The organism is Methylobacterium sp. CB376 (genome assembly GCF_029714205.1).
Taxonomy (GTDB): Bacteria; Pseudomonadota; Alphaproteobacteria; order Rhizobiales; family Beijerinckiaceae; genus Methylobacterium.
In genome coordinates, this window is record NZ_CP121648.1 from 3,720,991 (window position 1) to 3,742,902 (window position 21,912).

General features: G+C 64.4%; 12 protein-coding genes and 2 pseudogenes. 8 read left to right on the forward strand and 6 right to left on the reverse strand.

Annotated features, from left to right (window positions below; all coding sequences use genetic code 11):
• Positions 1-322 precede the first annotated feature (322 nt).
• The 4 genes from QA634_RS16850 to QA634_RS16865 all read right to left on the reverse strand — a co-directional run bounded on the left by QA634_RS16850 (position 323) and on the right by QA634_RS16865 (position 3,218).
• On the reverse strand, positions 323-1,054 hold the full coding sequence (locus QA634_RS16850) for a carbonic anhydrase (protein WP_012333126.1): 732 nt from the start codon (positions 1,052-1,054) through the stop codon (positions 323-325).
• Between the two features lie 240 nt (positions 1,055-1,294).
• Positions 1,295-2,515, reverse strand: a complete 1,221-nt coding sequence (locus QA634_RS16855) for an HNH endonuclease (RefSeq protein ID WP_043701294.1) — start codon at positions 2,513-2,515, stop codon at positions 1,295-1,297.
• A 288-nt stretch (positions 2,516-2,803) separates the two neighbouring features.
• Positions 2,804-2,935, reverse strand: a complete 132-nt coding sequence (locus QA634_RS16860) for a hypothetical protein (protein WP_012333129.1) — start codon at positions 2,933-2,935, stop codon at positions 2,804-2,806.
• 1 nt (position 2,936) lies between these two features.
• Positions 2,937-3,218, reverse strand: coding sequence for a hypothetical protein (locus QA634_RS16865; protein WP_150108673.1), 282 nt, complete (start codon positions 3,216-3,218; stop codon positions 2,937-2,939).
• A gap of 134 nt (positions 3,219-3,352) precedes the next feature.
• Between QA634_RS16865 and QA634_RS16870 the strand changes: the two genes are divergently transcribed.
• From QA634_RS16870 to QA634_RS16895, 6 genes and pseudogenes are all read left to right on the forward strand, one after another.
• Positions 3,353-3,586, forward strand: a complete 234-nt coding sequence (locus QA634_RS16870) for a helix-turn-helix domain-containing protein (RefSeq protein ID WP_012333131.1) — start codon at positions 3,353-3,355, stop codon at positions 3,584-3,586.
• 177 nt (positions 3,587-3,763) lie between these two features.
• Positions 3,764-4,126, forward strand: a pseudogene (locus QA634_RS16875) (methyl-accepting chemotaxis protein); the annotation flags it as partial.
• Between the two features lie 1,293 nt (positions 4,127-5,419).
• Positions 5,420-5,887, forward strand: coding sequence for a hypothetical protein (locus QA634_RS16880; RefSeq protein WP_168169160.1), 468 nt, complete (start codon positions 5,420-5,422; stop codon positions 5,885-5,887).
• A 793-nt stretch (positions 5,888-6,680) separates the two neighbouring features.
• The gene (locus QA634_RS16885; protein WP_012333133.1) at positions 6,681-17,000 is read left to right on the forward strand and encodes a VCBS domain-containing protein; all 10,320 of its coding nucleotides are present in this window, start codon (positions 6,681-6,683) and stop codon (positions 16,998-17,000) included.
• Between the two features lie 354 nt (positions 17,001-17,354).
• On the forward strand, positions 17,355-17,744 hold the full coding sequence (locus QA634_RS16890) for a hypothetical protein (protein ID WP_012333134.1): 390 nt from the start codon (positions 17,355-17,357) through the stop codon (positions 17,742-17,744).
• A 147-nt stretch (positions 17,745-17,891) separates the two neighbouring features.
• Positions 17,892-18,221, forward strand: a pseudogene (locus QA634_RS16895) (helix-turn-helix domain-containing protein); the annotation flags it as partial.
• Positions 18,222-18,386: 165 nt separating this feature from the next.
• Here the strand turns inward: QA634_RS16895 and QA634_RS16900 are convergent.
• The gene (locus QA634_RS16900) at positions 18,387-18,542 is read right to left on the reverse strand and encodes a Flp family type IVb pilin (protein ID WP_012333135.1); all 156 of its coding nucleotides are present in this window, start codon (positions 18,540-18,542) and stop codon (positions 18,387-18,389) included.
• Positions 18,543-19,234: 692 nt separating this feature from the next.
• The gene (locus QA634_RS16905; RefSeq protein ID WP_150108674.1) at positions 19,235-20,446 is read right to left on the reverse strand and encodes a pilus assembly protein TadG-related protein; all 1,212 of its coding nucleotides are present in this window, start codon (positions 20,444-20,446) and stop codon (positions 19,235-19,237) included.
• A 476-nt stretch (positions 20,447-20,922) separates the two neighbouring features.
• Between QA634_RS16905 and QA634_RS16910 the strand changes: the two genes are divergently transcribed.
• Both QA634_RS16910 and QA634_RS16915 read left to right on the forward strand, forming a co-directional pair.
• Complete coding sequence (locus tag QA634_RS16910) at positions 20,923-21,102, forward strand: hypothetical protein (protein WP_150108675.1); 180 nt, start codon at positions 20,923-20,925, stop codon at positions 21,100-21,102.
• Between the two features lie 447 nt (positions 21,103-21,549).
• Entirely contained in the window at positions 21,550-21,699 is a 150-nt protein-coding gene (locus QA634_RS16915; protein ID WP_210161181.1) for a hypothetical protein, read from the forward strand.
• The last annotated feature ends 213 nt before the right edge of the window (positions 21,700-21,912 follow it).

Genomic DNA, 21,912 nt, shown 5'->3' on the forward strand with positions numbered 1-21,912 from the left:
TCATTTACACGCGGAGACAGCACACCAAGCGGTTGAGTTTCGCGGTTGTACTGTCCCATCTGCTGCCCGCCCCAGGTGGCGGAAACTGAACTCCGGCTTCGCCAGGAGGGGCCATTCTCCTAACGCGGTCGTCCTAAGAGGCCTGCCGCAGCCCCGCCGCGCCTCTGACGAGCGGGGCCGCGAGAGCCCGCCGCCTGTGATCGGCTGGCTTCGGTCTGAAGCCGGCCGCACAGCCTCAGAGCTCGGCCGGCGCTTCCTCCTCACCCCTGAAGTCTGACAAGCTGTCATTCTCGCCAGTGACGCTACGTCATTTACTCCCGATCTAGATGTCTTCCATCCAATCAACATCACCATCCGCCAAGCTATAGCGCGCGGCAACGATCTTCAGCTTGTTCTCCTGGCGGAGACGATCCTGTATGACCGTGCTCTGCGTCTTGAGGCGAGCGGCAACACGCCGTGCGTTCGAGCGCACGGCCGCATCCAGGAGGTCACTTGACTGGCCCCGGGCCGCGAGCACCGCTGGAATGATCGGCTGGACCATCTCGCCGATCACGCCCGGAAAGGTTGCGTTCTTCTCCACGACATCGACCGCCGCAGCGACAGCCCCGCATGACTGGTGACCGAGGACGACGATCAGCGGGCAGCCGAGCACGCCCACGCCGTACTCAATGCTGCCGAGCGCGGCCGTGTCGACGGTGTTGCCCGCGTTGCGAACGATGAACAGTTCACCCAGGCCGCGGCCGAAGAGCAGCTCGGGGGGAACGCGACTGTCAGAGCAGCCGACGAGCACACAAAACGGCGCCTGGCCGCGCGCGAGTTCGACGCGCCGCTCGCGGCCCTGCTGAGCACGGTAGGGCGCCTCGGTGCGGAAGCTGTCGTTGCCCTCCTTGAGGATCTGCAACGCTTGGTCAGGGGTGAGCGTGGTCTTCGAAACGGGATCCGCAGCGAACGCCGGCTTACCGCCTCCCGAGAATGTGGCAGCCGCGGCAATAGCACCGCCGAGGAAAGCGCGCCTGGCAAGCGGAATGCAACACGAGCATGAGGCCTTCAGCATTGAGCGCTCCTCTCAGGAGGCGGGCTTCTGTGTCCCGCCCTAATCGGGGTCAACACGCGGCGAGCCTCCACAGGTTCCTTGACGCGGCGCGGACTGCCTCGATCGCCAAGTGGCCGCCGGCTGGCCCGCAGTCCGTGCTTGCGGGCGTTCTGGCTCGCGCGCGCCTTGCCCTCCGCCGTGCGCGGGCCGCCGCCCCTCGGGGTCCCCGGCGTCGACTGCCCTGTCCGGCACGAGGTCATCTCAGCCTTGAGGGAGCGAAGCCCCCTCCCCCGCCACGGGCTCGACATTGAGCACGTCCGTCGAGGCGGCGCGCAGCTGTTGGCCAACGCTGGTGCGGCTGCGCTCGATCTCGCGAAGCAGGGCATCGCGCCGGTGGTCGGCTGCGGCTGCCATGCGGTCGATGCGCTCCATGTCGGAGAGCCGGAGGTGGAACGCCGCCGCGGTCACGTCAGCAGTCGTCGAGCCGCGTGATGCAAGTCTGTTGTCGACCTCGGCTCGGCTCTCTGCTTCGCCTCCGAGCCAGCCGAGCGCGAGCTTCCTGGCTCGGGCTTCCGCAGACTTGATTTCGAACGTTCCCCCATATTGGCTCCCCAGAAACGTCGGGTGCAGCAAGTTCGTTAGGGCCGCAAAGTGACCCTGCTTGAGGATCTCGAGTCGCATGCGCCGCAGGCGCTTGGCTTCCCAGATCAGGTCGACGACGTCTTTAACCCAGATCGCCTCGATTGCGTCCGCCGGTCTGACCTTCCGCACGATCTCGCGCAGGAGCGCGTCGTACTGATGCGGGCTCTCACCCGGGAGAACCGGCCGGTCGTCGAACATGAAACCGAGCTGGTGCGGGACGGCGGGCAGGATGTCGGTCGTGGGGGCCGTCTCGGACGCCTGTGCCTGTGAGGATGGGGTGGACGGCTGGTCGTGCGGGGCGGGCATGATCTGATCTGTTCGATGTTCGTTCACCATGCCAGGTGGGTTGTTGCCCGTGCAAGGAGGATGTGGATCAGATGGTTTGTTGTGCACGCGTGAGCGCGTCCCGGAGATCGGGGCCCGGCAGGCGACGGCGTCCGGGCTGTCCGTCTCGGGCTCCTCGCCATTTCGCATGACCACGCGGCCGTTGATCTTGCGCTTGAAGCGTGTGCCGCGCGAGCCGGGGACGGGGCGGCTCGGCTCTGCGGCCCCGAGGTGCTGGATCTTCTGCCGCTTGGCCTGCGCCGTGCGGGCGTGGTCGTCGCGGGTCTTGGTGCGCCCGCAGGCCTCGTGGGCTGGCCCCATGTTGGCGAGATCATCGGCCCCGCCGAGCTCGAGGGCCCGGATGTGCTCGACGATCCAGCGCTCGCGGACGCCGTCGATCGGCGCTTCGCAGATGACGCAGACGCCTCCGGTTCTCTCCCAAGCCTGCAGGCGGCGGTGGGCGGAGAGGGAGCGGCGGGGCATGGTGCCGACGTCCTCAGGGGCGACGTACGGCATGGCGGGACTCGGTGGCGGCGGGAGAGCGGCGGGAGAGAGCTCTAAGCGCGCGGTGGGAGAGACTCTCCCACTCGCAGAGGAGGCGCTCGTAGCGCTCGATGAGGGCGCGGAGCTCTGCGTCGTCCTCGCGGGCGACGAGGGTCGCCGCGAGTCCGAGGGAGGCGACAGTTGGGCGTGCGGGATCGGCCGCACGTGAGCGCGGTGCTTTCTTGGTCATCGGAAGCGTCGCCTGTCTCGTGAGAGCGAGGGGTGAACGGCTGAGAGCCTTTAGGTCCGGGCCGGGGATGGTTACGGCGGCAGCGCGCCCTCACCACAGCGGGCGAGCTTCAGGGCGAAGCGGTCGCGCAGCAGACGGGCGGCCTCGGTGGCAAGAACAGAGCAGGAGGCGGCGTGGTCGGTCTGGGCGGCGATGCCGACCATGTCAGTGCGCCCAAGCGAAGCGAGCAGCCTTGGCGACCTGCCAGACGCCCTTGAGGGCAGCAGAAAGACAGACGCTCCACGCCTCTCCCGTGCAGGCGCGGTGGCTGCGTGCCGCAGCAATGGCAGCGGTCATGAGGGCACGGCGATTGTAAGAGCCGGCGACGACAAGGGGGGCGGTGGTGCGAGCCCGATCAGCGGCCAGCTTGACGAAGACAGTAGCCCGCGCGATGGCCTTTCTCTCGCCCGGCCTAAACGCGCGGCGCGGCGCGTCGAGGTCGTGCATCACTTGTGACCACGAGAAGGAGCGCCGGGCGGACATTAACGAACCTCTAGCATCGCTTCTGCTACTATTCGGATCATAGCTCGTCTCGACGAGCCGTCAACCCATTACGCATCATTTTCGAGCCGAAAAGCATCATGTATCGATCGCAGCTTCGTGCCGCTCGAGCGCTCATTGGCTGGTCCCAAGACGCGCTGTCAGAAGCGTCTGGCGTGTCAGTCGCCACCATCAAGAGATTAGAACCGGGAGAGGGCTTATTGCAGACCCGTCTGGAGACGCTCGAGAAGCTGCGGCGTGCGCTTGAGGCGCAAGGCGTGGTATTCACCAACGGCGGAGAGCCAGGCGTCAAGCTAGTTAGAAGGTTAGAATGACACTGGTCAACATCTCTTGCCGAAGCGATCGACCGGTGAAATCTGTTAAGGTGGAGGCGTCGCATGGCCGAAGCTGCTATCTGACCGTGCGAGTTGGACGCCTTTGCACGGGACCTCGAACGTGTGGTCAGACGCAAGACGCTGGGGTCGAGATGCTCAAGAAAGCGCTGCCCGTAGCGCACCTGCGACATGCGCTGGTGGGCGACCGATCCGGCGATCGTGGCCTGCGCGGAGGAGCCGACGCCGGAGCGGGTCGCCTACGCGACGGAGCGGCTGGGCGTGATCCTCTCGGCCTACACGGTCTATCTCGACCTCTGGGTCTGCGACGCGGCCGGTCGGGTCGTGGCGAATGGCCGGCCCGACCGCTTTCCCGCGATTCGCGGCGCGAGCGTCGCCCACGAGGAGTGGTTCCGGCGCGCGGCGGCCCTGCCGAACGGCGACACCTACGTGGCGGCCGAGGTGGCGACGCGCCCGCTCCTCCAGGGCGCGCAGGCCGCGACCAACTGCGCCAGCATCCGGGCGGACGGGCGATCCGACGGGGGATACGCAGATCGGACCGCCCTCGCCGTCGCGGCTGCCCTCTGGTGCGCCTCCTCTCCGCTGGCGGGCGAGATCTGGCTCCATGACGTCGCGGCGACCAGCTTGAGCGAGCCGGGATCCGCCCGGTCCGGTGCCGGATTGCTGATCCGGCCCCCCTTCCTCAACAAGCGGTAGCGCCAGCGCAACGGTCCTTTTCGCCACCGGATCCAGAGGCAAGGCTCACGTGATCTCGTCCGGGACGAGACTGCGGGGTCCCGGCGACGGTCTCCCAATCGCCTCAACACGACAGAGGAGAGTCGTCGTCGGGCGCCCGGCTGCGCACTCCTGAAAGCAACCGGTCAGTTGTAATGCAGGAGGGCAAACACCTGCTGGTTATCGCCTTCCGAACAGGATCGCGGAACGCGGCAGATCTGCAACAGCGTGGCACGCGTGACACGGTCACCGCCCAGCAGAGCGGCGTTGGCAATCGCGTGGTTTCAGTGCAGATCGGTTCCGGCCGGTATTTGACGTTGCGTCATATCTAACGTGGCCGCATCAGTGCGCGAATTACGCTGGCCATTTAAAGCAAAAAGTCCGCATTTGGCACGACAAACGCACCAACCAGCAACATTGCATTATGGTTATCTGAACCGTAAAACGAGTTACAGAGCGTTGATACCAGCATGACAATCGTCAACGCACCGCTCGTGCGCCCATTATTCCTCGGTAAAAAACCGCATAATCCTAAATTTGCTAGCCCATATGTTGCTACAGAGGGTGATCAACGCCCCCGCCGGCCCTGTCATCAAATACACACATGTGGTCGAAAACGGCCGCTCCTTGCGCCCCAACACCACCATTGAGCGGGAGAGCGCCGCGGTTCCGACAGGCTGCATTTTAAGATCTGCCAGACGTCACCTGCCAGTTCCTGCTGCAAAAACTGCGATGCTCGGCCAGACATAACGGGGCCGGCGCGGACCTGCTGCTCAGCTTCAAGATAGCAACCGTGGCCGTTTCCCAGCGGCGAAGGCTTGCCCCAGGATGCCGAAATCGCTTGCCTGGCGATCTCGGGATCTTCCATGTCATTTGACCGACCCCCGATCTTATGAACGAATACAGGCGCAGACAGGCAACTAATTCAAATGCATTATGCGCATTAGCTACAATGCACAGCAGATTGCGCAGACCGAATTATCGTCCTCGACAGGCTGACAGATTGGGTTATGAAGTCGCTAAGGTCGCAGCAGGACGGCAGGCCCGCTTTGAGACCCCGCCGCGGTCGGATCAATCGGGTGATACCGATCCGGTTCCACAATGGAGAACAATGTGAGAAAGCATTTGTTCGCCCTGTCGAGTCACGTCCCTAGCTTCGCGCACGCGGCGGCGGCCTATGCGGACAAGAAATGCGCCTACACGGGCCAGAGCAGCTCTAACGGCGGCGATAGTCTGACGACTAACAGGAGTGACGACGGTAACGGAGCCTGCAGAGTGACCGCGGGTGCGGGCGGCGGTAACCCAGTCGGCGACGACGGGACCCCATTCCTGCAGGGTGAAGACGCTGGCAACGTGACCGTCATTCAGACCGGCACAGGAGATCAGCTCGGCGTCGCCGGGCGAGGCAAGCGGGCCGGTTCGGGCAACACCCCCAACGTGACGCAGGCGGGCCCGAATGGCCGCGACGAGCTGCAGGAGATCAGCAGCAACCATGGTGTGGCACCGGGTCCTGGGATGCTCTCGTATTTTGGGCGCGAACGACCACACCGGGCGGATCAGCGTGCCTGAGGACCGGAAGGCGCGGCGCGGGAGCTTTCGGCTTGTGCCCGCATGATGGTCGAGAGCTTCATGCAGCTCGAGCATCGCTTAGTGCTAGGTCATCTGGCAAAGCCGCTCGCTGAGCAAGTCGCAAAAGCGTCGAGCACGCGATGAGACGACGCAATTTCGCGCCGTGCGGACGCTGAAATGTCCGTGCTTCTTTGTGCTGCGGGATGTGCGGTATGACTTTTCTAGTGCCAAAGCATCAAAGGAGATGGGTTCAGGGCCGGGGCAAACTACGTAGCATAGTCCATCTGGACGATGCGTGATCGGTAGTCAGTCGTGTATGACACCGGAAAGCGGGGGGCAGACTGGAGTCTGCTTGCACAGAAGGCTGGTAGGGGGATTGAATGACATCTGATGCCGGCTGCATCGAGCGCCCTGTTCGGCAGGAGCGCTCCCCTGGCGTCCAGCTTGTTGGTCATTTGATATCTCAACCTGACGACAGCTGTGACATGCTTTCCGACCAGCAGGCGGCGCCGCGCTTCTCCGCTTTCTCCAGCGCACGACGCCCGACATCGGCGGCTAGGCAACGCGAGTCTCGGCTGATGTCGCCGCCGGCTATGACGTTCCGCGTCAGCGTGTCAGGCGCGCAGAGAGCCCGACTACGCAACGTGCCCGCGTCCTCGGCCTGTCCTTTGTGAATGTCGCGCAGCTCAGGAGCGATCCGTCCTGAGCTACCTCACCCAATCCTCGCCAATCATGCCGCCAAATCTTGGTGTGAGCACTGATCTGGCTTGAAGAATTTGATCGGAACAGCAAGATGGCTACCATCGCGAACACCTCGACCGCTTCGGTGACTTTTTCTAACTCCACGGCTGCCGCGAACATGGCGCAGTCTATTGTGGAGGATAATGCGCTTATATTCTCATTTGATGTTCTAAAAGCGAGCGGCGGCGGCACTAACACGACCGTGTATTCCGTTGATGACGGTATTAAGAACGATGATGGTGGGGCAGCCATCACTGTCACCAACACGGCGTTCGCGAATTACAACAAAGATCTTCTCATAGCTGATCAGGTGGGTGGCGCCTGGGAATATAAAGACGTAAATTGGAACGGCAATAAGTACACAATTGCATTCAGAATCGGATCCGACAACAAGATTGTCGTTGATGCACGCAGCATGGCTTCTGCAGTCGATGCTATGGCGGCAGGCGACATTTTCAGCGACTCGATCCAATATACAATAAAGATGGCGAACGGCACGCTGAGCGTTGGAACGCTCACGTATACGATCGTTGGTCAGAACGATGCGGCGGTGATTGGGAACGCGACCAACACGAGCGTGATTGAGGACGTGGGTGTCACCGCCGGCAAGTTGGTCGCGAGTGGCACCATCTCGGTGTCCGACGCTGATCACGATCAGTCTTATTTCCAGACCACCGTCACGCCTGGCGCAGTGACCGGTACCACGAATGGAGCGGCTGACACGGCTCCGCTGGGCACGCTCATCATCAGCGCGAACGGGAACTACTCCTACTCAGTGGACAACAGCGCGGTGCAATACCTGCGCAGCGGTGAAAGCCGGATTGAGAGCTTCACGATCAAGTCGGCCGACGGCACATCCAAGGTGGTGAGCTTCACCGTCAACGGCGCGAACGACGTGGCGGTGATCGGAAACGCGTCCAACACGAGCGTGACCGAGGATGCAGGTGTCACGGCCGGCAAGTTGGTCGCGAGTGGCACCATCTCGGTGTCCGACGCTGATCACGATCAGGCCTCGTTCCAGATGACCGTCACCAAGGCGGACGGCACGCTGGGCGATCTCGTCCTGAACACGGACGGCACCTACACCTACTCCGTGGCCAACAGCGCCGTGCAGTACCTGGGCGCCAGCGACAGCAAGGTCGAGACCTTCACGATCAAGTCGGCGGATGGCACCACCAAGGACGTGAGCTTCACGATCCACGGTGCCAACGATGCCGCGGTGATCGGCGACCCGACCGTGGCGGACGTCACGGAAGACGCCAACGTCAACGGCTCGGGCAACCTGACTGCCGCTGGCTCGATCTCGATCAGCGATGCGGATCAGAACCAGGCCTCGTTCCAGACCACCGTCACCAAGGCGGACGGCACGCTGGGCGATCTCGTCCTGAACACGGACGGCAGCTACACCTACTCGGTCGCTAACAGCGCCGTGCAGTTCCTGGGCGCCAGCGACAGCAAGGTTGAGACCTTCACGGTCACGGCTCAGGACGGGACGACCAAGCAGGTCAGCTTCACGATCCACGGTGCCAACGATGCCGCGGTGATCGGCGACCCGACCGTGGCGGACGTCACGGAAGACGCCAACGTCAACGGCTCGGGCAACCTGACTGCCGCTGGCTCGATCTCGATCAGCGATGCGGATCAGAACCAGGCCTCGTTCCAGACCACCGTCACCAAGGCGGACGGCACGCTGGGCGATCTCGTCCTGAACACGGACGGCAGCTACACCTACTCGGTCGCTAACAGCGCCGTGCAGTTCCTGGGCGCCAGCGACAGCAAGGTTGAGACCTTCACGGTCACGGCTCAGGACGGGACGACCAAGCAGGTCAGCTTCACGATCCACGGTGCCAACGATGCCGCGGTGATCGGCGACCCGACCGTGGCGGACGTCACCGAGGATGTTGCCATCAACGGCTCGGGTAACCTGACCGCCAGCGGCACGATCTCGATCAGCGATGCGGATCAGAACCAGGCCACGTTCCTGACCTCGGTCACCAAGGCGGACGGCACGCTGGGCGATCTCGTCCTGAACACGGACGGCAGCTACACCTACTCGGTCGCTAACAGCGCCGTGCAGTACCTGGGCGCCAGCGACAGCAAGGTTGAGACCTTCACGATCAAGTCGGCGGATGGCACCACCAAGGACGTGAGCTTCACGATCCATGGTGCCAACGACGCCGCCGTGATCGGCACGCCCACCGTGGCGGACGTCACCGAGGATGTTGCCATCAACGGCTCGGGTAACCTGACCGCCAGCGGCACGATCTCGATCAGCGATGCGGATCAGAACCAGGCCTCGTTCCAGACCACCGTCACCAAGGCGGACGGCACGCTGGGCGATCTCGTCCTGAACACGGACGGCAGCTACACCTACTCGGTCGCTAACAGCGCCGTGCAGTTCCTGGGCGCCAGCGACAGCAAGGTTGAGACCTTCACGGTCACGGCTCAGGACGGGACGACCAAGCAGGTCAGCTTCACGATCCACGGTGCCAACGATGCCGCGGTGATCGGCGACCCGACCGTGGCGGACGTCACGGAAGACGCCAACGTCAACGGCTCGGGCAACCTGACTGCCGCTGGCTCGATCTCGATCAGCGATGCGGATCAGAACCAGGCCTCGTTCCAGACCACCGTCACCAAGGCGGACGGCACGCTGGGCGATCTCGTCCTGAACACGGACGGCAGCTACACCTACTCGGTCGCTAACAGCGCCGTGCAGTTCCTGGGCGCCAGCGACAGCAAGGTTGAGACCTTCACGATCAAGTCGGCGGATGGCACCACCAAGGACGTGAGCTTCACGATCCATGGTGCCAACGACGCCGCCGTGATCGGCACGCCCACCGTGGCGGACGTCACCGAGGATGTTGCCATCAACGGCTCGGGTAACCTGACCGCCAGCGGCACGATCTCGATCAGCGATGCGGATCAGAACCAGGCCACGTTCCTGACCTCGGTCACCAAGGCGGACGGCACGCTGGGCGATCTCGTCCTGAACACGGACGGCAGCTACACCTACTCGGTCGCTAACAGCGCCGTGCAGTTCCTGGGCGCCAGCGACAGCAAGGTTGAGACCTTCACGATCAAGTCGGCGGATGGCACCACCAAGGACGTGAGCTTCACGATCCATGGTGCCAACGACGCCGCCGTGATCGGCACGCCCACCGTGGCGGACGTCACCGAGGATGTTGCCATCAACGGCTCGGGTAACCTGACCGCCAGCGGCACGATCTCGATCAGCGATGCGGATCAGAACCAGGCCTCGTTCCAGACCACCGTCACCAAGGCGGACGGCACGCTGGGCGATCTCGTCCTGAACACGGACGGCAGCTACACCTACTCGGTCGCTAACAGCGCCGTGCAGTTCCTGGGCGCCAGCGACAGCAAGGTTGAGACCTTCACGGTCACGGCTCAGGACGGGACGACCAAGCAGGTCAGCTTCACGATCCACGGTGCCAACGATGCCGCGGTGATCGGCGACCCGACCGTGGCGGACGTCACGGAAGACGCCAACGTCAACGGCTCGGGCAACCTGACTGCCGCTGGCTCGATCTCGATCAGCGATGCGGATCAGAACCAGGCCTCGTTCCAGACCACCGTCACCAAGGCGGACGGCACGCTGGGCGATCTCGTCCTGAACACGGACGGCAGCTACACCTACTCGGTCGCTAACAGCGCCGTGCAGTTCCTGGGCGCCAGCGACAGCAAGGTTGAGACCTTCACGGTCACGGCTCAGGACGGGACGACCAAGCAGGTCAGCTTCACGATCCACGGTGCCAACGATGCCGCGGTGATCGGCGACCCGACCGTGGCGGACGTCACCGAGGATGTTGCCATCAACGGCTCGGGTAACCTGACCGCCAGCGGCACGATCTCGATCAGCGATGCGGATCAGAACCAGGCCTCGTTCCAGACCACCGTCACCAAGGCGGACGGCACGCTGGGCGATCTCGTCCTGAACACGGACGGCAGCTACACCTACTCGGTCGCTAACAGCGCCGTGCAGTTCCTGGGCGCCAGCGACAGCAAGGTTGAGACCTTCACGGTCACGGCTCAGGACGGGACGACCAAGCAGGTCAGCTTCACGATCCACGGTGCCAACGATGCCGCGGTGATCGGCGACCCGACCGTGGCGGACGTCACGGAAGACGCCAACGTCAACGGCTCGGGCAACCTGACTGCCGCTGGCTCGATCTCGATCAGCGATGCGGATCAGAACCAGGCCTCGTTCCAGACCACCGTCACCAAGGCGGACGGCACGCTGGGCGATCTCGTCCTGAACACGGACGGCAGCTACACCTACTCGGTCGCTAACAGCGCCGTGCAGTTCCTGGGCGCCAGCGACAGCAAGGTTGAGACCTTCACGATCAAGTCGGCGGATGGCACCACCAAGGACGTGAGCTTCACGATCCATGGTGCCAACGACGCCGCCGTGATCGGCACGCCCACCGTGGCGGACGTCACCGAGGATGTTGCCATCAACGGCTCGGGTAACCTGACCGCCAGCGGCACGATCTCGATCAGCGATGCGGATCAGAACCAGGCCTCGTTCCAGACCACCGTCACCAAGGCGGACGGCACGCTGGGCGATCTCGTCCTGAACACGGACGGCAGCTACACCTACTCGGTCGCTAACAGCGCCGTGCAGTTCCTGGGCGCCAGCGACAGCAAGGTTGAGACCTTCACGATCAAGTCGGCGGATGGCACCACCAAGGACGTGAGCTTCACGATCCATGGTGCCAACGACGCCGCCGTGATCGGCACGCCCACCGTGGCGGACGTCACCGAGGATGTTGCCATCAACGGCTCGGGTAACCTGACCGCCAGCGGCACGATCTCGATCAGCGATGCGGATCAGAACCAGGCCTCGTTCCAGACCACCGTCACCAAGGCGGACGGCACGCTGGGCGATCTCGTCCTGAACACGGACGGCACCTACACCTACTCCGTGGCCAACAGCGCCGTGCAGTACCTGGGCGCCAGCGACAGCAAGGTCGAGACCTTCACGATCAAGTCGGCGGATGGCACCACCAAGGACGTGAGCTTCACGATCCATGGTGCCAACGACGCCGCCGTGATCGGCACGCCCACCGTGGCGGACGTCACCGAGGATGTTGCCATCAACGGCTCGGGTAACCTGACCGCCAGCGGCACGATCTCGATCAGCGATGCGGATCAGAACCAGGCCTCGTTCCAGACCACCGTCACCAAGGCGGACGGCACGCTGGGCGATCTCGTCCTGAACACGGACGGCAGCTACACCTACTCGGTCGCTAACAGCGCCGTGCAGTTCCTGGGCGCCAGCGACAGCAAGGTTGAGACCTTCACGGTCACGGCTCAGGACGGGACGACCAAGCAGGTCAGCTTCACGATCCACGGTGCCAACGATGCCGCGGTGATCGGCGACCCGACCGTGGCGGACGTCACGGAAGACGCCAACGTCAACGGCTCGGGCAACCTGACTGCCGCTGGCTCGATCTCGATCAGCGATGCGGATCAGAACCAGGCCTCGTTCCAGACCACCGTCACCAAGGCGGACGGCACGCTGGGCGATCTCGTCCTGAACACGGACGGCAGCTACACCTACTCGGTCGCTAACAGCGCCGTGCAGTTCCTGGGCGCCAGCGACAGCAAGGTTGAGACCTTCACGGTCACGGCTCAGGACGGGACGACCAAGCAGGTCAGCTTCACGATCCACGGTGCCAACGATGCCGCGGTGATCGGCGACCCGACCGTGGCGGACGTCACGGAAGACGCCAACGTCAACGGCTCGGGCAACCTGACTGCCGCTGGCTCGATCTCGATCAGCGATGCGGATCAGAACCAGGCCTCGTTCCAGACCACCGTCACCAAGGCGGACGGCACGCTGGGCGATCTCGTCCTGAACACGGACGGCAGCTACACCTACTCGGTCGCTAACAGCGCCGTGCAGTTCCTGGGCGCCAGCGACAGCAAGGTTGAGACCTTCACGGTCACGGCTCAGGACGGGACGACCAAGCAGGTCAGCTTCACGATCCACGGTGCCAACGATGCCGCGGTGATCGGCGACCCGACCGTGGCGGACGTCACGGAAGACACGAACGTCAGCAACGGCAACCTGACCGCCACGGGCTCGATCTCGATCACCGATGCGGATCAGAACCAGGCCACGTTCCTGACCTCGGTCACCAAGGCGGACGGCACGCTGGGCGATCTCGTCCTGAACACGGACGGCACCTACACCTACTCCGTGGCCAACAGCGCCGTGCAGTTCCTGGGCGCCAGCGACAGCAAGGTCGAGACCTTCACGATCAAGTCGGCGGATGGCACCACCAAGGACGTGAGCTTCACGATCCACGGTGCCAACGACGCCGCCGTGATCGGCACGCCCACCGTGGCGGATGTCACGGAAGACGCCAACGTCAACGGTTCGGGCAATCTGACCGCCACGGGCTCGATCTCGATCACCGATGCGGATCAGAACCAGGCCACGTTCCTGACCTCGGTCACCAAGGCGGACGGCACCCTCGGCAGCCTGACCCTGGCAGCCGACGGCACCTACACCTACTCGGTCGCTAACAGCGCTGTGCAGTTCCTGGGCGCCAGCGACAGCAAGGTCGAGACCTTCACGATCAAGTCGGCGGATGGCACCACCAAGGACGTGAGCTTCACGATCCACGGTGCCAACGACGCCGCCGTGATCGGCACGCCCACCGTGGCGGACGTCACCGAGGATGTTGCCGTCAACGGCTCGGGTAATCTCACCGCCAGCGGCTCGATCTCGATCACCGATGCGGATCAGAACCAGGCCTCGTTCCAGACCACCGTCACCAAGGCGGACGGCACCCTCGGCAGCCTGACCCTGGCGGCCAATGGCACTTACACCTACTCGGTCGCTAACAGCGCCGTGCAGTTCCTGGGCGCCAGCGACACCAAGGTCGACACCTTCACGGTCACGGCCCTGGACGGGACTACCAAGCAGGTCAGCTTCACGGTCCAAGGCGCCAACGACGCCGCCGTGATCGGCACGCCTTCGGTGTCGACGGTGACCGAGGATGTTGCCGTCAACGGCTCGGGCAACCTGACCGCCACGGGTACGATCTCGATCAGCGACGCGGATCAGAACCAGGCCTCGTTAAGCACCACGGTGACCGCGGCCCAGGGCACCCTCGGCAGCCTGAGCCTGGCGGCCAATGGCTCCTACACCTACTCGGTCGCCAACAGCGCCGTGCAATACCTAGGAGCCGGTCAGACCAGGGTCGAGACATTCACGATCAAGTCAGCTGACGGCACAACCAAGGACGTGAGCTTCACGGTCCAAGGCGCCAACGACGCGGCCGTGATCGGCACGCCGTCGGTGTCGACGGTGACCGAGGATGTTGGCGTCAACGGCTCGGGCAACCTGACCGCCACCGGCTCGATCTCGATCAGCGATGCGGACCAGAACCAGGCCTCGTTCAGCACCACGGTGGCTGCGGCCCAGGGAAACCTCGGCACCCTGAGCCTGGCGGCCAACGGCACCTACACCTACACGGTGGCCAACAGCGCCGTGCAGTTCCTGGGCGCCAGCGACACCAAGGTCGACACCTTCACGGTCACGGCCCTGGACGGGACTACCAAGCAGGTCAGCTTCACGGTCCAAGGCGCCAACGACGCCGCCGTGATCGGCACGCCTTCGGTGTCGACGGTGACCGAGGATGTTGCCGTCAACGGCTCGGGCAACCTGACCGCCACGGGTACGATCTCGATCAGCGACGCGGATCAGAACCAGGCCTCGTTAAGCACCACGGTGACCGCGGCCCAGGGCACCCTCGGCAGCCTGAGCCTGGCGGCCAATGGCTCCTACACCTACTCGGTCGCCAACAGCGCCGTGCAATACCTAGGAGCCGGTCAGACCAGGGTCGAGACATTCACGATCAAGTCAGCTGACGGCACAACCAAGGACGTGAGCTTCACGGTCCAAGGCGCCAACGACGCGGCCGTGATCGGCACGCCGTCGGTGTCGACGGTGACCGAGGATGTTGGCGTCAACGGCTCGGGCAACCTGACCGCCACCGGCTCGATCTCGATCAGCGATGCGGACCAGAACCAGGCCTCGTTCAGCACCACGGTGGCTGCGGCCCAGGGAAACCTCGGCACCCTGAGCCTGGCGGCCAACGGCACCTACACCTACACGGTGGCCAACAGCGCCGTGCAGTTCCTGGGCGCCAGCGACACCAAGGTCGACACCTTCACGGTCACGGCCCTGGACGGGACTACCAAGCAGGTCAGCTTCACGGTCCAAGGCGCCAACGACGCCGCCGTGATCGGCACGCCTTCGGTGTCGACGGTGACCGAGGATGTTGCCGTCAACGGCTCGGGCAACCTGACCGCCACGGGTACGATCTCGATCAGCGACGCGGATCAGAACCAGGCCTCGTTAAGCACCACGGTGACCGCGGCCCAGGGCACCCTCGGCAGCCTGAGCCTGGCGGCCAATGGCTCCTACACCTACTCGGTCGCCAACAGCGCCGTGCAGTTCCTGAACAGCGGTGAGAGCCGGGTCGAGACGTTCACCGTCAAGGCGCTGGACGGCACCACCAAGGACGTCAGCTTCACCATCAACGGTGCAGATGAAGCGGTCGTGGCAGGGACAGCCACGATCAACGCAACTCCTGGAACTCCAAGCAATAAAACAACGGTAACTGTTCAGTTTTCAAAGTCAGTCTTCGCGCCGGGCGAAAGCACAGATGCAAATTCTGTCTTCGACATTAACGATTTCAGATGGAATGGCCAAGCTCTGCCAGGCAATTTCAACGTAACTGGATCGCTTTCATCGGACGGCAAAACGTGGACTGGAACCTTCGACGTTCCAGAAAACGCAAACGATGCGGCAGGAACACTCTCGATCGCGTCGACATATAAATTTAAGGATGGGTCTGCCGGTGCGACCGCGAGCCAGGCAACCACAATTCAGCCCGCCGGAGCGACGGGGGAGCCATTAAATCTGGCTTTAATGGTCCCCTCAAGTGCGCAGGGTGAGGTTACAGTTACGATCAAGGGGATACCGTCCGACTGGACCCTGAGCAGCGGCATCAAGAACGCCGACGGCTCTTGGACCGTGACGACGACCGATGTCGCGTCCCTGAGCGTCACCACCCCTGCAACCTACGTTGGGGCCGCCGTCCTGAACGTGGCCCTGGCCTGGACCAACACGGACGGGACCACCGGCACGACGACCATCGCGGACAACGTCGAGGCCTACGCCAAGGGCTCGCCGATCTTCGCCTGGTCCGGACACGACACGCTCACGGGCAGCACCGCTGCGGACCTGTTCGTGTTCGGCAACCCGATCGGAGAGGACAAGATCTACAGCTTCGACGCCGCGGCGGATAAGATCGACCTGATCGGCTACGGCGGGTTCAAGAGCTTCACGGACGTCCAGGCCCACTTGGCCGACGACGCGACCGGGAGCGCCGTGGTCACGCTCGCCGACGGCCAGACGATCACGCTCGATCACGTCCACGCCTCGGACCTGAGCGCGGCGAACTTCGTGTTCGACCAGACTCCGGCGGTGACCAACAGCGCGGCCATGGTCCTCAGCGACGGCGCGATGCTGCCGCTCAGCGGGGCGGTGACCAACACCGGCACCATCGCGCTCAACTCGACCGGCGGCGGCACCCTCCTGCAGGTCATCGACCAGGGCATCACCCTCACGGGGGGCGGCACGGTCAAGATGTCGGACGACGATGGCAACACCATCGCGGGCACCAAGGGTTCGGTCACGCTCACGAACCTCGACAACACGATCTCGGGCGCGGGCCAACTCGGGGGCGGCGCCCTCACGCTGACCAACCAGGCGTCCGGCAAGATCACCGCCGACGGCAGCCACGCCCTCGTGATCGACACCGGCACGACCGTGGTCGAGAATGCCGGCACCCTCGCGGCGACCGGAAGCGGCGGCCTCGTGGTGAAGGGTGCGCTCGACAACACCGGCACAGTGTGGGCCCACGGCGGCAACGTGACGGTCGAGGGCGCGGTGACCGGCTCCGGCACCGCACTCATCGACGGGAACGCGACCATGGAGTTCGGCGCGGCCTCCTCGGCCCACGTCGATCTCGGCCACGGCGACGGCACGCTGAAACTGGACGACAGCCTCCACTTCAATGGCAGCATCACCGGCTTCGGCGCTGGCGATCACGTCGACCTCGCCGACCTGCTGTTCGGATCGAGCACCTCGGTCTCCTACGCGGCCAACGCGCAGGGCACGGGCGGTCTCCTGAACGTGAGCGATGGGGTGCACACGGCGGCTCTGGCTCTGCAGGGCACCTATGACGCCGCGGCCTTCTCGCTCACCAAGGACAGCGACGGTCATGCTCTGGTCTCCTATGACCCGCTGCATCACGGGCTGGCCTGAGGGTCTCCGCCACTCCTGATTTCATGATCGTCTGAAGAAGGGGCCCGGTTCGCCGGGCCCCTTCGCTTTTGCAATCCGCCCCGGGCCCGACGGACGCCACCGAGGGCAGACGGGCCGTCCCTCGACGAAGCGCGGGCTGCAGGAGGAGCACCGGCACGGTTTCCGAGTTCGCCGGACCCTGCCCAGTTGAGAGTCGGCGAGGGCCCCGCTAAAGGATTCCGTCTCTGGCGCTGCCGGTGGATGCGGGACCGACAAAGCGAAGTGGTCGCGCCGAGGGGGCGAGGGCCGCGGGGGCACAACGCGCCGGTTTGGGCTTGTTCCTCCTTGAGCCGGAAGTGAAGCGGCGATTGAGCCATGTCCGACGCAGACACACCCCAGGTCAGCTTCACGGTCGAGGTGGGCCCTCACGTCAGCCCGCTCATGAAGGTGCATGCGGGTGGCCGCGTGATCCCGATCGCCCTCACCGCGGCGCAGGCCGGCGAGCTGGGCCGGGCTCTTCTCGCGGTGAGTGCAGTGTGCAGCAGCACCGCCCCGCATCCCGAGGGCACCCGGGTCGACAACTGCCACTTCCCGGTCGAGGCCTGGGCCGCCGGCCAGTCTCAGAGCAACGGGTTGCCGATTCTGCTCATTCAGGTGACGGGCGGCACCCAGCTGGCGCTTCAGTTCTCCCCCACGGCGGCCGAGCAATGCGCGGCGAGCCTCGCCGGCGCTGCCGCCGCACGAGCGATCGCTCGCCCCTCATAGCGCTCGACGGCGGCGAACTGCTTCACGACAACAGCGATGCGCGCTTGGGGCTCTGCATCCCGAGCGGCTCGCACGAACAAAGGATGATCAGCCCCCACAGGGTGGCCCGAGTGGAACGTTAGTGGACCGTCGGCCGGGTCATGACCAGTGCACTTCCGCTCCCTCACCGAGCAGTTCGACAGCGACACCGCCCACGGCCGCTTCGCCCTGCAGTTGCACGAGGCCATGGCCGAGTACTTCCTCGACCTCAACCGCGCGCGGACCGTGGAGGGGCTCAGGGCCGCCCTGGCACGGGGCCGCAAGGGCGGGCGGCCCAAGGCCCTGTCCGCGGCGGACCTCGAGGTCGGGCGGGCGCTGCTGGCGTCGGGCACCGTCTCGGTGACGGCGATCGCCCAGCGGCTGGGGGTGAGCCGGATGACCTTCTACCAGTACTTCCCGCAAGCGCGGGCGCGCAGCCAGGTGGCGCGGGAGGGCTGAGGGGATGCCGATCGGTTCTCAGCACCGCGGCTTCTACCCGATCGACTGGCCCCAACTCTCGGCCGTGATCCGTTTCCGGCGCGCGGGCGGGCGCTGCTAGAGCGCTTCAAGGCAGTGATGCCTAGAACAATTTCTCCGGAGCCATCGTCCAGCACTGCCGTTTGATTACCTTAGATTACCGGCGACGTTCTGGAAGGCAGTGCCTAAGTTTGTTCCAACTGAAGAAGCAGCAGCAATAAGAGCAATAGCAATCAAGGCAGCAAGCAGTCCATACTCGATCGCCGTCGCACCCGACTCGTCGTAAAAAAAGCTCTTGATCATAGCTCACAACCTTGAACTGTATGCCACCTGATTAGGCAGGAGAGCGTAGTCCGAAGAGACACTTACTGCGGAGTTTTTGCAAGATGCGGTCTGTATAAATGGATAATACATGATTTATTTTGGACCATAGTATGTTGCGCACGAGCTGGTTGATGCACGCGGAGGGGCACCTTCGCATAGTGGCCCGATGGGGCCTCTGGGCGGTGTTCCGGAGATCTCGCGCGGGCCTAGAACTCACCGTTGGTCGAGAGGCAGGCTATCGGCCTTCGGCTAGGTCTTGCGGACCACTGCTTCGACTGTGCTAGTCTTCGGCCGTCCGCTCCAGGCCCGCACGCCCGGGGCAGGGCCGCGGGCTGGGTCCTCGTCCACTGCGGGGCCCGGCCCGCACTCGCGTCCAGTCGCGTTTAGCGTGGGTGACAGACGGCCGGCTCATCCAGGGGCACGCTTCGGGTGTGACTGCCTCCTGCCCCTCGACGTCGCCTTGGAGGCGCCACCCGCGGGCCGCGGCATCTTCCCGCCCTACCTGAAGCGCGGCCCGCGGCTCTCTTCGCGCACAACAGAAGCTCGCCGCGAGCCCCCATGGCGGGCTGTCGCCTGGGAAAAGCGGCGGCCGGGCACGTCGTGGGGGTGGAGCCTGGCCGCTGGCTGCAACGACCGACCACAGTAACGAGAGGACCAGGACGCTGAGGTGCCTAGTTCGCGAGCCTCGCGCTGCTGCGTCCGCGCGGCAGCGGGGCGGCCGGCTGCATGGCTCTCAGATCAGCTGACGCCATCGCGTTGCCCGAGAACGTGATCGTGTCGGCAATGATCGGCATGAAAGCACTCTGCTGCCCGAAGCTGCCGTTGCCGCGGATCTCGACCGACTGGGTGGGGGTGTAGATCGCACCCGTGAGCTTCAGGCTGGCCCCGCCATTGATCAGGTTGCCGGTGCTCCCGCTGACCTGCCGGTCCTGCATCAACAGGATGCCGGCGTAGCTGCCGGTTGACATGGCGCTCAGGTCGAGACTCGCTCCGCCGTTGATCGTGAAGTTCGCATCGCCGCCCGTCAGGTACAGCGTCACGCCTTGGCCCGAGACACTCGCCTGCGCGCCGATGTCGAGCGGTCCCTTGATGAGGTACAGGCCCGGGTTGAGCGTCACCGTGCCCTTCAAGGTCAGGCCGCAGTAGACCCCGGGGTCGAGCGTCTGCGTGCGGTTGGGTTTGTCCGCCTCGCCGGCATCCTTGCAGCCCGAGCCGGAGGCGAGTGGCAGGTTGCGGAACGGGTCGTCCAGCCGGGGACAGCCGCTCTGCGGACGGGGGGTCGTGCTCGTGGGCAGGTTGGTTCCGCCCACGGCGCAGTAGCCCGTCGCCTGCACGCTGGCGGAGCCTTGCCGCGTCAAGGCGTTGGCGGCCGACGAGTTGCTGTAGATCACGCAGTTGCTCGCGACGACCGTGGCATTGCCGCTGAACAGAATGGCGTCGGTCGCGGTCGGGTTGAGGGCCAGCACGCAGACCGGCGGACCGTCGTTGCCGGGGGCAGCCGTTGACCGGGCGGTGATCGGGATCTGGGCGACGCCGAGAATGCCGGTGAAGGCGGTCGCGACGTTCTGGGTGCTGGTGACCGTGACCGTGCTCCCTTCCACGGTGACGGTCGCGGTCGGAGCGAGCCTTCTCTGATCCGGATCGCTGGGCTGGGGGAAGAACGTCTGTACCGTGTCGGCGGGGTCCTGCGAGGCCGAGCTCGAGGTCACGGCCGAGAGGGCAGCTTGGTCAGTGAGTGCCTGCAAGCGGGCCCGCTCCCGGAGAGTGCGGCTGAGGTCGACCGAGGATCCGAGGAGGAACATGAGGGGCAGGAGCGTCAGGCCAAAGATCGCTGCGACGTTGCCGGACACGTTGGTCCGAAAAGCAGAGAGGGAGACCCACATGGCATGGTCCATCGGTTGACCCGGTCATTTGAGCGGATCTACGTTAATGAGATGCACTGCAAATACCTGCAGGATAGTTAGGCGCATGGTAGGCTAAACAACTTGTTACCAGATTCTAGAAAGACGTCTATTCTGCGCGGAGAAACTGCCGGAGTGGAGAGCGCCGCCTGAGTGCATCTTGCACCTCTCTTGGCCCGCGCTGCGTGACACCTCCCCCCGCTCAGGAAGCCGTCTCGTTCGCATAAAGGCCAGTATGGAAGCCTTGATGCGGGCTGCGCGGGGGAAGCGTTGGCGTCTCGAGGGGCATGAGCAAGCCCCCCGTCACTGACGCGCTCTGGGCGGTGGTGGAACCGCGTGCCGCTGAACCGGCTCTGTGCGGCAGTGCACAGATTTCTGGTTCGCACGGCTTTAGGCTGTCCTCAACACCACGGCGGAGCCCCGCCAGAGAGGCATCCAACCCGTGAGGGAGACGCCCCATGAACACGTACCACCAGGACCGCGCTTTAACATCAAAGGAAATCAGAACGTCAGAGGAGATCGGGCTCTTGACCGATGAGGAACTTGATGGGATTGCGGGCGGTGCTACGGCAGGACAGAATGACCCTGCGCAGATGTTTGAACAAATATTAAAGCAACTAACCAAAGATCAATACTGAGCAAAACAGTTGCAATAGCAGCAGTTCCCATGGCGTGCCCGAGCGCAACACGAACAAGACACCCGTGAGCACGGTCCGTTCGCATGAGCGCAAGTATGGGGCGAGAAGCGTCCGCTACGGCGAAACGGCACCGGTCGCGTGATGGCGCAAATCTGCGGCCGGATCAACGAGCCCTGTCAGGCCTTCTCACGCGCGCGAGGGCATGCCGGACGCGTAAGCGCGTTTATGAAGCCGCTTGCTTGGCGATCTTGGCGAGGTGCGCCCGGCTGCACCCCGTCGCCGCCTGGATCTGCGACCACGTCATTCGGCACGGCCGATCGAGGCCTGTAGCGTGCCCTGGAGCGGTTCCGGCGGGGATGGGCGAACCGGGATTGAGCAAAGCGGGATCGGTCCGTGCTGTGCCCGTAGCCATGCCGCAACCGCCAGGAGTGCGGCACGGTCGAGGCGATGCGCCAGCTCGTCCTCACGCTGCTGCCGGGCCCGGGCGCTCAGGCCAGCAAACCGCAGCAGCAGCTGCTGGGGCACGTCGTCGAGCAGCAGCCCCGGTGGAGCGATATCGGCCGGCAACGGCTCGCCGAGTTCGCTCCGGCTGGCTGAGCTTGCTGAAGCCACGCTGCGGCGACACCGGGTCAGGAGGGAAGACGAACGCGGCGGTAAGCGCGCCGACCGGGCGCCTTAAAATTTGGTTAAAACTGAGACAAGCTGCTGCCGTGCTTAGTGCAGAAGCAGCATTATTATAGCGAAGCTTGCGCTCGCCGCGCCAATAAGGCCGACACTTGCCATTGTTTCCGCAATCATCGCCGCCCTCTC

What these genes read in the sequence shown, in the direction of transcription:
- QA634_RS16870 (WP_012333131.1), top strand. Translation starts at nt 3,353, where the DNA reads ATGTATCGATCGCAGCTTCGTGCCGCTCGAGCGCTCATTGGCTGGTCC.
- QA634_RS16900 (WP_012333135.1), bottom strand. Translation starts at nt 18,542, where the DNA reads ATGATCAAGAGCTTTTTTTACGACGAGTCGGGTGCGACGGCGATCGAG.
- QA634_RS16915 (WP_210161181.1), top strand. Translation starts at nt 21,550, where the DNA reads ATGCGCCAGCTCGTCCTCACGCTGCTGCCGGGCCCGGGCGCTCAGGCC.
- QA634_RS16850 (WP_012333126.1), bottom strand. Translation starts at nt 1,054, where the DNA reads ATGCTGAAGGCCTCATGCTCGTGTTGCATTCCGCTTGCCAGGCGCGCT.
- QA634_RS16860 (WP_012333129.1), bottom strand. Translation starts at nt 2,935, where the DNA reads ATGGTCGGCATCGCCGCCCAGACCGACCACGCCGCCTCCTGCTCTGTT.
- QA634_RS16905 (WP_150108674.1), bottom strand. Translation starts at nt 20,446, where the DNA reads ATGTGGGTCTCCCTCTCTGCTTTTCGGACCAACGTGTCCGGCAACGTC.
- QA634_RS16890 (WP_012333134.1), top strand. Translation starts at nt 17,355, where the DNA reads ATGTCCGACGCAGACACACCCCAGGTCAGCTTCACGGTCGAGGTGGGC.
- QA634_RS16880 (WP_168169160.1), top strand. Translation starts at nt 5,420, where the DNA reads ATGGAGAACAATGTGAGAAAGCATTTGTTCGCCCTGTCGAGTCACGTC.
- QA634_RS16865 (WP_150108673.1), bottom strand. Translation starts at nt 3,218, where the DNA reads ATGCACGACCTCGACGCGCCGCGCCGCGCGTTTAGGCCGGGCGAGAGA.
- QA634_RS16885 (WP_012333133.1), top strand. Translation starts at nt 6,681, where the DNA reads ATGGCTACCATCGCGAACACCTCGACCGCTTCGGTGACTTTTTCTAAC.
- QA634_RS16910 (WP_150108675.1), top strand. Translation starts at nt 20,923, where the DNA reads ATGAACACGTACCACCAGGACCGCGCTTTAACATCAAAGGAAATCAGA.
- QA634_RS16855 (WP_043701294.1), bottom strand. Translation starts at nt 2,515, where the DNA reads ATGCCGTACGTCGCCCCTGAGGACGTCGGCACCATGCCCCGCCGCTCC.